Genomic DNA, 12,492 nt, shown 5'->3' with positions numbered 1-12,492 from the left:
TGCTTTTAAAGATAGAGTAAATATTTTCGCACTATATTTTCTTTTTCATGCTAAAGTGGTGCAAGAGCATTGCGGATAATATGATTTTTCTATAGGTAAGCTGCTTTCTATCTGCTAAATAACATACAATCCCAATGGAGAAAGTAAACGCCCGTTTTCGCCTTCATTTTTTAATTCAGCTTTTTACTTTTAAAAAAGCGCCAGCATAATTTCTTGAAAACAATAATACCAGTACCTTCTTTGAAAATATTATTATAATGTCTTGCAGGTTCTTGTGCCTTTTTTAAAGAAAATCTTGTGATAAGATCAAACTCCATTTCATAGCGCTTGTCGTGATGTGTATAATGAAATAACCAAAGATGCATATTATTTTTCAAATATTCACCCCCCCTCTTCTATCACAATATCTATCTTGAGGAAAAACTTTACGAATGCTGCTGATCAATCTATGAAATAGTCTTCTAATTTACCTTCTTATCCACCTTTTCACGCATTGCCCATTCACCTTTTTGGGGCCGTTCTTTAGACCTCCTTTAATTTTTGATATAAAATTTTGCTTTAACTTTTATTTTTAGTGGATTATAAAAGATAGTAGAAATGTATCCTTGTGCCTCTTTATTCACTTTTACTCTCATTTCTAATGCACTCTCTGCTGATACGTTGTAACATTTTTTATATTCAATATATATTTTTAAATTTATTCGTAACTTGCTAGAAAAGTTTCTCTATTTTGATACAAATCCTTCTATCAGTTTACTTTTTTCAAAAGATTATGGAAAAATTCTCAACAGACTTTCGAAATTAAAAAACTTTAATTCATATTGTTTCTCTGTTTTAGAAATCAAAATTGGTAATGCTCCGTTCGTTAACAGAAATTGTATTATTTTAAGAGCAATCTATATAAGGTGGTATAATCTCTTTTATGAAATTAACTAAAAGTTTTTAAAACTTCTAGCATATTGTTTAAAGCCAAAAGGCACTTTTCTTTATAAAAAAACATGCCATCATCTGATAATTCTTCCGCTGACACAAATACTTTCCATAATAACCTTTAATACCACAATAGGGTGAGTCAAAAACAAGGTATTGGGACGTCTAAAACGTACAATAGAAACAGGGCCAACTTAAATGTTCAATGCGAACACTTGCCAAAGGATCGTCAATAAGTTTCAGTATACCTTCAAATTGGAAAAGTTTAAACCGAATGCGACAATGGATTTCAACTCTCATCGTATGAGATTGGTTATCTTCTCACTACTCATACGCTTGTAAAGATAAAGTTTTTTGCTCCCTTCTAAATTCGTAAAAATTTCTGCTTCTTTCTTCATTAAGCGTTGAAACAATTCACAGCAATTCGTTTAAACGCTAACCTTTTCATAAAAGAACAATCGTAGCGTTATAATATCCTCCAAAAAGTTTACGGCATTACTTGAAAGATTTTTGCCGATTTCAGCGAATAGAATGAATTTCCGTCTAAAGAAAATACCCCGACAAAAGATTTTATGTATATGCTATAAGAAACATCCTCAAATAAATTTTGATGATTGTTTTTGTAAAATTTTTTTGTCACCAATATCAGCAACTGGTGTGAAACTAACAGAAATATAGTTTTTTATATCCAATCATTTTTTATCTATTGTAGCCATCTTTTTACGACTTCAAATGATAAAAAATGGCCGCGATGTTAAATTGTCTTACATCAAACAAGTTTCTTACAAACTCCCCCTAATGGCTAAGTGATAACCCGTCCTCTATTTAAAAGAGAGAAAAACTTTTCTTTTTCATTTAATGATAAAATAAATATTATCCAATTACTTACGTCGTAATCATTCGATCAAATGGAAATCGCAATTCTTTCTACTCTTAGTAATCCTGCGTCCATTTATATAGGTTTAAGTAAGCACGCTATTAAAAATATTCATAATCATGCTTTAAGTAATGCTGTAAAAATCAATATCACAAAGATTCTGTTATCAAAAAATATGAAATTATATCAACAGTTGTAAGTGTAACAACAATCCAATCTTTAGATGATTGCATTTATATTAGAACTCTGTAAATCTCACAAATCTATCGTTGTTTATAAAGAACATAGCATTCATGGGGAACTTGGAGAAGCAATTACGAGATTACTTATGAAATATAAGCATTGTATGCAAATTTGTATCGTTAGAAATACCGGATGAGCCAATCTATAATGGAAGCTAATAGGATTGTTTTAGCAAGTTATAGAATAAGTCAAGAAGGTATAATGAAAACTATGTTAGCAATGACATAAGATACAAAAAACATGAAACTACATCTTAATACGCTCGTCCAGTTTAAACGCATCATAAATCATTGAGGATGCAAAAAAAGAGACTGATAAAAACATTAAATTGCATTGTCTTGCTTTCTAGTGGATACATTTTTAAAAAGATTAAAAAACATATTCTATAAAAAACAATACCATGTCCATATAATATATTATTCATTAATATAAGTATAAATACTATAGATAGTCTACAATATATCTCTATTTTCACTATAATTTATAAATTATTAAATAATATATTTTTATTTTAAAGTAAAGTTAGTTATAAACTGTATGTGCTTAATTTTATATTAAATAAATATAGTGTATTATGTTTTTTATAAATAGGAGAGGAAAAATACTTACAGCATTATTTATACCTATTTTTTCTATATCAACAGTTGTTATTCCTTTGCTCGCAGCGCTTTTTCCTTTTTATCCTTAGAATGCGTTTTAACAAAGTGAATAACAGATTTATGAAGTGTTATTTGTACTTTTTACTATTATTATTGGGTATTTATTGTCAATTTATAGAAGAGATTTTTGACCTTTTTCTTTAACGTTAACCACCAATATATATTTACATATACAATGATGCTCTTTTATAAAAAATTTTCTTTTTCTAAAAGTAGTATAAAAATATAACTTTCATTGCTTAAAAACATCTGTATTCGCTAAACTTTTGTGCGTAATCTCTTTGATTGTCTGAGCACCTGTCAATGTCATAGCTACCCGCATTTCATTGGCAAAAAGATCAAGCAGGTGAGTAACACCTTTCTCACCTGCTGCTGCAAGTGCATAAACAAAAGCACGACCAATCATAACAGCATCTGCGCCTTGTGCGATCATGCGTACTACATCAAGACCAGAGCGCACACCAGAATCCACTAAAATAACTAAATCACTCTTTACAGCATCCGCAATTGCTGGCAATGCTCGTGCCGTTGATAAGACACCATCGAGTTGGCGTCCACCATGATTGGAAACAACAATTCCATCAGCACCAGATTGTACTGCTTCCCGCGCATCTTCTGGATCAAGAATACCTTTTAAAATCATTTTTCCTTTCCAAAAATCGCGAATCCATTGTAGATCATGCCAGCTAATTGATGAATCAAAATTTGCACCAATCCAACCAACATAATCATCCAATGCAATCTTCTTTTTGAGATAAGTGGAAATATTTCCAAGATCATGGGGGCGCCCCATAATACCAACGTCCCAAGCCCAATGTGGATGTGTAAAAGCTTGTAAAAAACGGCGTAATCCAGCATAAGGACCAGACATCCCTGAATGCGCATCACGGTAACGGGCCCCTGGAACTGGCATATCAACTGTAAAAACCAACGTGCGAACACCAGATGCCCAAGCGCGCTCTAATGCATCACGCATGAATCCACGATCTTTGAGAACATAAAGTTGAAACCAAAATGCATCTCCAACGGCTTCCTGCACCTCTGCAATAGGGCAAACTGAAACAGAAGATAGAGTAAAAGGAATCCCTTTTGCAACGGCTGCACGCGCAGCTTGTACCTCACCACGGCGTGCATACATGCCCGTTAGCCCAACAGGAGCAAGAATAACCGGTAAATTAAGTGTCTGATCAAAAAGTTTGACTGAAAGATCAACAGTACCAACTTGCCTTAGAATCCTTTGACGTAGTGCAAGTGCTTGAAGATCTGTACAATTATGTCGCATCGTTTCTTCAGCATAAGCTCCACCATCAATATAATGAAAAAGAAAGGGAGGAAGACGACGCTTTGCAGCCTTGCGATAATCAAATGTTGAAGAAATAATCATTGATGACACCATTGTTCCTAAATAAAAAGAGAAGACATCCTAAAAAAATATAAGAGCCCCAATCTCCTATTTGATATCTTCCTAAAACGCTCTATTGAATAGATAGAGGTAACAGAGATTGCAACTTTCTAAAAAAACTCATTGATAAAAACAACGTCTTTCTTTCTCTGTCCCAAATTTTAAACCTCACAGTACGGAATAGGAGCAATAATATACTCACTCATATATTATTCATGTGCAATTGAAGTACTACACTTCCTGTAAATAAGTATCTCTTCAAAAGTGATTGCTTCTCCCTTTGATTCGGTATGATTTTAAGTTATTTCTCCCTCTAAAGATTATTTATACTATCTTTTATAATAAGATGAAGTCTATACTCATTAAGTATAAACGATAATTTTCTCCTCTCCCAAAGCTATAAAGTATTTATGCATACTTGAAATAAATCTGTGACGTACATCAAAAAATTTAATCTTCATAGAAATAAAAGGGCTTCCTCTCTAATAATTCTCCGCCAATAACTATAAATGAGTTCCTAAATTTAGAACATTCCTCATTAAAAACTATTACTGAATTGTAGTAAAAATTAATTATTAGCTCTTAATGATCAGTTCTATACGGAATAAAATATTTAAGCTCTAGAAAATGAAGTTAATAAAAGCATCTAATTCTTGCATGTCTGTTTTAAAAGCAGAATCCATTATTGTTATATCGGATTTTATTAACTGGTCGATTTATTATCATAATATATATGCATGACATATTGAGTAAGAATCAAAATTATTCTTTTGTTCAGCAAAAACGAACCTCTCATGGATAGAAACTGTTAAAAAAGAAGTAAAAGTGTCTCTCATATCCTCTAAAATGAGAGTGCAATTATTATGACTTTTAAAACTGAAAATAGAATGTTTAGTACCGGTTTTGTGAAGAATAACATTTTCTTACTTAAAATACATTTCCTACATATATTTTATCAAAATTCACCGTTTTCAACTCATTTAAAATGCTTAGACAATTTTAAACCCTGTGCTTGATAATGTGACCCAACATCATGCCCATAAAGGGCTGATGGTCGATTAAGCATATGCTCATAGACCAAACGACCAATAATTTGACCATGCTCTAAGATAAAAGGAACTTCATGGCTCCGCACTTCTAAAACCGCTCTTGCTCCTTTACCGCCCGCTTCCATATGCCCAAACCCTGGATCAAAAAAACCTGCATAATGTACCCTAAACTCACCCACTAAGGGATCAAAAGGGGTCATTTCTGCGGCATAAAGCGGAGGCACATGAACAAACTCTCGTGAGACTAAAATATAAAACTCATCAGGATCAAGAACCAGCTCCCTTTGACCACGATCAAAAAGAGGCTCCCAAAAATCTAAAATTCGGGCAGCGGCACGTTTATCAATATCAATAACACTTGTATGATGTTTACCACGATAGCCTATAAGCCCGTTTTTGTCTCCTTTTAAATTAATGGAAAGTCCAATACCTCCAGCACTAATATTAGGAAGATCATCCGATATCAGCGTTTCTTGCCTTTGTAAAGCATACAGCTCAGTTTCATTTAAATAACTTTGTCCTTTTCTAAATCGAAGCTGTGATAAATGCGAGCCAGTACGCACCAAAATCGGAAATGTTCGTGGGCTAATTTCCAAATAAAGCGGACCATGGTAACCAGCACAAATTTTATCAAACTCTTGAGCATTATCCGTAATGACCCGTGTAAAAATATCTAATCGTCCCGTAGAGCTTTTGGGATTGGCAATAGCAGATAAAAACTCTGGTAAAGCCAAACTTTCCAAAAGCGGAACAATATAAACACACCCTGTTTCCAAAACAGCGCCATCTCGTAAATCAAACTCATGCAACTTTAACCGTTCAAGCTTATCTAAAACTTTTGCCTCAAGGCCCGGCATAAAGGAAGCACGGATACGATAAGCTTTCTCCCCTAAACGAAGATCAAGGCTTGCTGGTTGTATTTGAGACCTATCAAACGGACTGTGCGCTTTCAGAAAGTTATTATCAATCAAAGCTTGTATATCTCTATCTGCTAAAATACCGCTTAGACGCGCCATATATGTTGCCTTCCCTTTTTACACTGTTTCTTTTTTGACTTAGATGATAAATTGGTGCAAGTTATTTTAGGATGATAAAAATTATTTTTTCTATTTTTTCCAAGTAATTTGTTGATATTTCGAACAATGAAAAACATTTAGTATAATACGCTCTTGAAAAAATAAGAAACGTTTAGAAATAAGACATCTTATACCTTCCCATTCTTGAATGTTACACAAATGATGTTATCATAATTTTCTATAACCCCCTTAAGAGTCCTGTTAGAATTTATATGATTATACGCCATCTTAGCGAAAATATTATTAACCAAATCGCCGCTGGTGAAGTTATTGAACGACCGGCAAATGTCGTTAAAGAACTTGTTGAAAATGCTATTGATGCCGGTGCAACACGCATTGAAATTATTACAGCAAATGGTGGAAAAAATTTTATAAAGGTAAGTGATAATGGTTGTGGGATTTCTGCTGATCAGTTAACTTTAGCTGTTTCTCGCCATTGTACCTCAAAGATTACCGATGACGTACACAATATCTGTTTCCTTGGATTTAGAGGAGAAGCCCTCCCTTCTATTGGTTCTGTTGCTAAACTCAAACTCATTTCACGGACAAAAGAGGCTGAGAATGCTGCTGAAATTTCCGTGACTGCAGGAAAAATTATAGGACCCAAACCAGCTGCTGCAAATCTGGGAACAATTGTTGAAGTTCGAGATCTTTTCTTTGTCACGCCTGCACGGTTAAAATTTATGAAAACTGATCGGGCTGAAACAAATGCTATTAATGATATGATTAAGCGAATTGCTATCGCATTCCCACATATCCGTTTTTCTCTTTCAGGACTAGACAGAACATCTATGGAACTGTTTGCGACAGAAAATAATACTCAAGGACAATTACAACGTATTACCCAAATTATGGGAAAAGAATTTGCCCCTAACAGTATTGCACTGAATGCTGAACGCGAATCCGTACGCTTAACGGGGTTTGCTTGTTTGCCATCTTTCAACCGAAATAATAGTCTTCATCAATTTGCTTATGTTAATGGACGTCCGGTGCGTGATAAATTTCTATGGGGAGCAATTCGAGGTGCTTACGCTGATGTCATGACACGGGATCGTTATCCTGTCGCTATTCTTTTTATTGATCTTCCTCCTACCGAGGTCGATGTTAATGTTCATCCAGCCAAAGCTGATGTGAGATTCCGTGATCCAGGATTAATTCGTGGTTTAATCGTTGGAGCAATTCGTGAAGCATTGCAGCAATCTGGTATTCGTCCGACTTCAACTCGTTCTGAAGCAATGCTTACAGCTTTTCAAACACAAAAGCCGTTGATACAACAACCATTAGGCAATTTAAAAAACGCTCACCAATCCCCTTCTTATAGCCCGCAGTCTCATCATTTTGCCGCCGCTTCAATGATTCACAAACCATTGGAGAATACCAGCTCTTTTGGTTTAAAAGAAGATGCCACGCCTATTATAGAGGGCTTAAATACACCAAGTGGTGCTACCTACCCAAGCACTATACCTTCATCAGAAGAGTTATCTTATCCTCTAGGTGCAGCCAGAGCACAAATCCATAAAAACTACATTATCGCCCAAACTCAAGATAGTTTGATCATTGTCGATCAGCATGCTGCGCACGAACGATTGGTTTATGAAGCACTTAAAAATGCCATTTATACCAAACCACTTCCTTCACAATTATTACTGATTCCTGAAATTGTAGAACTCTCTGAAGAGGATGCAACATGCCTCTTAACGCACAAAGATGCTTTGCAAAAATTTGGATTAGGAATAGAACCATTTGGACCTGGTGCAATTCTTGTACGCGAAACACCTTCTATGTTAGGAGAGATCAACGTGCAAGCCCTTATTAAAGATCTTGCTGATGAAGCTGCTGAGTATGATACAACAAACAATTTAAAAGCAATGCTTAATTATGTTGCCGCAACGATGGCTTGTCACGGCTCAATACGGTCAGGACGCCTTTTACATCCCGAAGAAATGAACGCACTGTTACGGCAAATGGAGGCAACACCCAATACAAGTACGTGTAATCATGGACGCCCTACTTATATTGAACTTAAATTAGCAGATATAGAACGGCTTTTTGGCAGAAAATAAATGCTTAACCATTTTGACAAAAAAAATATTTTTTAATTAACTCTCGACTTTATAATATATCTTATGGCATTTTTTTGAATAATACTGTCAAATAAAAAGGAACTAAAATGTTTTCCAATGGTGAACGCGAAGCAAAAGTCCGTTATTCTAATAATGGATATGACATTGTGGAATATGGGACCTATACCATTTGTGCCGTTAGCGGGCAAAAAATCCCTATAGATGATTTAAAATATTGGAATCATCACCGCCAAGAAGCATATGCTAGTTGTGAAATTTCCTATCACCGTGAACTTGAATGCAACCCATACCTCAAGCAATTGTTAAAAACACAAAAAGAATAGCCCCTTAAAAGCTATAAACTTAGCCTTTGCCCTTCTGATAGGAAAATTCATAGGAACGTTTTCTAAAGCGGGTTATGACCTCCTCAAGGAGTATGCGACAGAAATCCTTTTGCAGAAAATCAACTTCTACATCAAAAACAATGAGATTTTTCAAATCTTTTTGCGTATGAATTGTCTGTATACGGATATAATCTTTAGCTGTTGTCGCTAGCCATAAATTGTGCGTTTGAGCTTTTTGTACAAGGCTTGTTAAATTTTTATCAGTGAAAAAATAGTGATCTGGATAGGTATAAGTTTGTACCACATGACCAGACAATTCTTTAATGGATTGAAAAAATTTATCTGGATTACCAATCCCTGCAAATGCTAAAAATGACTTTCCTGAAACCTCATCAGAAGCAATTGCCTTAAGATGAGCACGATGCAAAGGCTTTCCAGTCTGCGCAACAAGAAAAACAACATTGTCACTTCCATCTTGGTGACCAATCAATAAAACGCTATCCATAAAAGAAAATTGCGTTTTTAATGGGACACGTAAAGGTCCTGCTGGAAAGACAGCTCCATTACCCAAACCACGCATCGCATCAACAACAAGTAACGCATAATCCATATAAAGGCGGCGGCTTTGAAAACCGTCATCCATTAAAATAAGATTACATCCCTCTTTTTTCAGCCGTTGTGCTGCAGCATAACGATTAGCCGATACAGCGACAAAAGCATGCTGTGCCAGTAAAAGAGCTTCATCTCCAACATCGCGGGCAGTGTCATCTTTATCATTTACAAGATGCACTCCTTTGACATCTCCACCATAACCACGTGATACAACGCCAGGAACAAAACCAAGTTCTTTAGCTACTTTGGCAAAAGCAATAACAACTGGTGTTTTACCCGTACCACCGCATGTAAAATTTCCAATACATAAAACCGGAAGATCAATCACGGGAGGCTGTCTTGCCATAAAACGATGTGCAAAATAACCATATCCCCATGAAATTGGAGCTAATAAAAAACGCAAAAAGCTTTTATTTTTCCACCAAAAATGAGGGGCGTTAATATGCATATCCACCCTGACGCTGACGTAAACCTGTTTGTATGACAAGGGGTTGTAAAAATGGATCTAAAATCTTTAATGTACGATCAAGCGCACCTGCCATACCCTTTGCGACCTCATGAGCCTTATCAACCATTTCTTTTCGCAATATTTCATTTGTTAAAAGTTTATACACTTGAATTGCAAGCTGTTTTGTATCTTGAACCGTATATGCTGCATCACGCGTTAAAAATTGTTCGAACATCTCTTGAAAATTTGAAACATGAGGTCCCGTTAAAATAGCAGAATCCAGCAAAGCCAATTCCAATGGATTATGTCCCCCCTTTTCACATAACGACTTACCAACAAAAGAAACTTTCGATAAACGAAGAAAAAGTCCCATTTCTCCAATCGTATCTCCCCATAAAATGTCGGTATTCATATCTGGAATAGCATTTCTGCTTCTCCGAATAAAACGTAAACTCTGATTATCACATTTTTTGATAAGATCTTCTACACGTTCAGGATGACGTGGTACAATAATTGTCAATAAATCTGGCAAATAATTTTTAACAATCTTATGAACCTCAAAAGCTATTTCTTCTTCCCCTTCATGTGTTGAAATAGCGGCCCAAACTGGACGGTTTCCGATAGCATTACGGTAACGTGCAAGCAATGCTTGATCCTCAACAAGAAAAACATCAGCCTTGAGATTACCAGAAAACATAACAGATTTTACGCCAAGTGTATGGTAATAAACGACATCTCTTTCGTTTTGACTAATCGCCAAATCAATATCCTTAAAAATATGTTTGGCAAAAACGCGTCGTTTTTGCCACGCTTTAAAAGAACGTTCAGACATATGGGCATTAACAAGAATCTGCGGAATACGCATTTTGGCTAGTTCTTTAATACGCAGAGGCCAAATTTCTGATTCACAAACCAAAACAAGATCAGGCTTCCAATGACGAATAAAACGCCGCACGACAAAATCTAAGTCCAAAGGCGCATATTGATGAATCAATTGATTCCCAAAATGTTTTCTTACAAGAGAAGAAGATGTTACCGTCCCCGTTGTCAATAACACATTTATTTTTAATGATAAAATATGATTAATAAGTGGAACAAGCGCAAGTGTTTCTCCCACACTTGCTGCATGCAACCAAACTAATGAACCTTGAGGACGTAGAAGGGAGCTTTTACCTAAACGCTCTTTTTTGCGACACCACTCTTCTTTTCCACGAATAGCACGAAAAAACAAATAAAAAGGGATAACAGGATATAAGCAAAAGCCAATCACCCGATAGGTTAAAAGAGCCACATGTGCCTTTAATTCTACCATTTAACATCACCTCATTTAGCTGTTTTGAGATATCTATAGGCTTATTTTATTAAAAAATTTATCAACACTATTGGTTTACATCCATATTTTTTTAAAGCTATCCGTATCTTGGATAAAAACATTTCTCCTATGAAAAAATTAAAGACACAAAGAGAAAAGGAACATAATTTTATCCCCATCTTTTTTAATTTTCCTATAAGAATAGCATATATACAAAATACAATAGAATAGGTAAGCCATTGACTATACAATGTCTTTTTCCAGCTTTCTTCATTCTTCCATATGAAATATCCACATTCATAGCTATATTTTTTCTCAGATTTAAAGGCATTTCACACGTTAATAATACTCAAACTTTTTTATAAACATGACATGCTGTACACTTTCTATTCCAATGACAATCATGTTACGCTTACACTGTTTTATAAATTCTATATTTATCTTTGCACAATCAAGAAAAATAGAGAAAAAAATTTCAACTTGAGAACAAAAAATTCCGAGACAATACTGCTTATGTAAAAAAAGCGATAACAAATGAGTAACACGCGCCTTTGTGCCTTTGCAATTGTCATCTAAATCTATCTTATAAATAAAGGAATAACCTCATTGCTTTCACAATAAAAACCTGTGCAAACCATCTTGTCATCTGTAAATGCTATATTTTACCAAAGGCACTTAAACATACCACCTCTTTTTTGAATTCTTTTACGCACTCTGACATTGAATTTAGAAATTTAATCACACGATATTCGTATAATTAGGTAGTATATTGATGTATAATGATTTGCCATTGCGTTACTTGCCCTTCAATTATTTACAGCCCCCTTATATTGAAGCAATCAAAACCTTTTACTTACGCACCACAGATAGAGGGAGCATAGATAAAAAATACTTAAAAAAGAAGTAAGCATGCCTCTTATGCCCTATCCCAAGTGCGAAAGTTTATTCTAATATTTTGACAAAATGTACAAAGATGAAAACTTGCATATTTGTTCATATTTTAAGCGTAAAAGATAGTGATATATATATACAGATTTATCCCTTGCGCGAATACCACTATGAAATAGATTTGACGCCTTGAGAAATATTTTCTTAAGAAATCATATGAGTTACAATAGTAGTAGCATTTTCTTCTATGGTATTTTATTTTTCTTAAAGGACACGCCTCTGAGAGAGCACGATAAACGAATATAAGATAGCAGATATAATGACCAAATATTCAAGCTTTATTCTGCATCGCCTGTTTCAGTATCAAAAAACTGATGTAAATCCACGATGTAATAACGTTGTAACGCATTATCTACACTGCTTTGTGCCTTTGCCTGCCATGCTTCTTTAGCGGATTGATAACTTGAAAAAATACCAACCACATCTAAATCATCAGGATTCTTAAATTGATTACTCTTAAGATTTTTTAATTCACCACCAAATACAAGGTGTAAATATTGCTTTTTTTTATTGGTTTTGGTCATATGTG

At 34.8% G+C, this 12,492-nt stretch carries 7 protein-coding genes; 2 read left to right on the top strand and 5 right to left on the bottom strand.

The annotated features are described in order from the left end of the window. Positions 1–2,941: 2,941 nt before the first annotated feature. Complete coding sequence (gene lldD, locus D1092_RS00810) at positions 2,942–4,093, bottom strand: FMN-dependent L-lactate dehydrogenase LldD (protein ID WP_120121760.1); 1,152 nt, start codon at positions 4,091–4,093, stop codon at positions 2,942–2,944. A gap of 994 nt (positions 4,094–5,087) precedes the next feature. Continuing rightward, positions 5,088–6,176, bottom strand: a complete 1,089-nt coding sequence (locus tag D1092_RS00805) for a 2'-deoxycytidine 5'-triphosphate deaminase (RefSeq protein ID WP_120121759.1) — start codon at positions 6,174–6,176, stop codon at positions 5,088–5,090. A 272-nt stretch (positions 6,177–6,448) separates the two neighbouring features. On the opposite strand from D1092_RS00805, the gene mutL reads away from it, so the two are divergent. Continuing rightward, the gene (mutL, locus tag D1092_RS00800) at positions 6,449–8,299 is read left to right on the top strand and encodes a DNA mismatch repair endonuclease MutL (protein WP_120121758.1); all 1,851 of its coding nucleotides are present in this window, start codon (positions 6,449–6,451) and stop codon (positions 8,297–8,299) included. A gap of 107 nt (positions 8,300–8,406) precedes the next feature. After that, positions 8,407–8,643, top strand: coding sequence for a DUF2093 domain-containing protein (locus D1092_RS00795; protein WP_120121757.1), 237 nt, complete (start codon positions 8,407–8,409; stop codon positions 8,641–8,643). A 19-nt stretch (positions 8,644–8,662) separates the two neighbouring features. Here D1092_RS00795 and lpxK read toward each other — a convergent pair whose 3' ends face one another. From lpxK to D1092_RS00780, 3 genes are all read right to left on the bottom strand, one after another. Next, positions 8,663–9,703, bottom strand: coding sequence for a tetraacyldisaccharide 4'-kinase (gene lpxK / locus D1092_RS00790; protein WP_120121756.1), 1,041 nt, complete (start codon positions 9,701–9,703; stop codon positions 8,663–8,665). Then, the gene (waaA, locus tag D1092_RS00785; protein ID WP_120121755.1) at positions 9,693–11,015 is read right to left on the bottom strand and encodes a lipid IV(A) 3-deoxy-D-manno-octulosonic acid transferase; all 1,323 of its coding nucleotides are present in this window, start codon (positions 11,013–11,015) and stop codon (positions 9,693–9,695) included. The genes lpxK and waaA overlap by 11 nt, the downstream gene beginning before the upstream one ends. Positions 11,016–12,241: 1,226 nt before the next feature. Further along, the gene (locus D1092_RS00780) at positions 12,242–12,487 is read right to left on the bottom strand and encodes a DUF4170 domain-containing protein (RefSeq protein WP_120121754.1); all 246 of its coding nucleotides are present in this window, start codon (positions 12,485–12,487) and stop codon (positions 12,242–12,244) included. Positions 12,488–12,492: the final 5 nt, after the last annotated feature.

The sequence above is a fragment of the Bartonella krasnovii genome, assembly GCF_003606345.3.
GTDB lineage: Bacteria > Pseudomonadota > Alphaproteobacteria > Rhizobiales > Rhizobiaceae > Bartonella > Bartonella krasnovii.
This window is presented reverse-complemented; position numbering and strand designations above follow the sequence as displayed.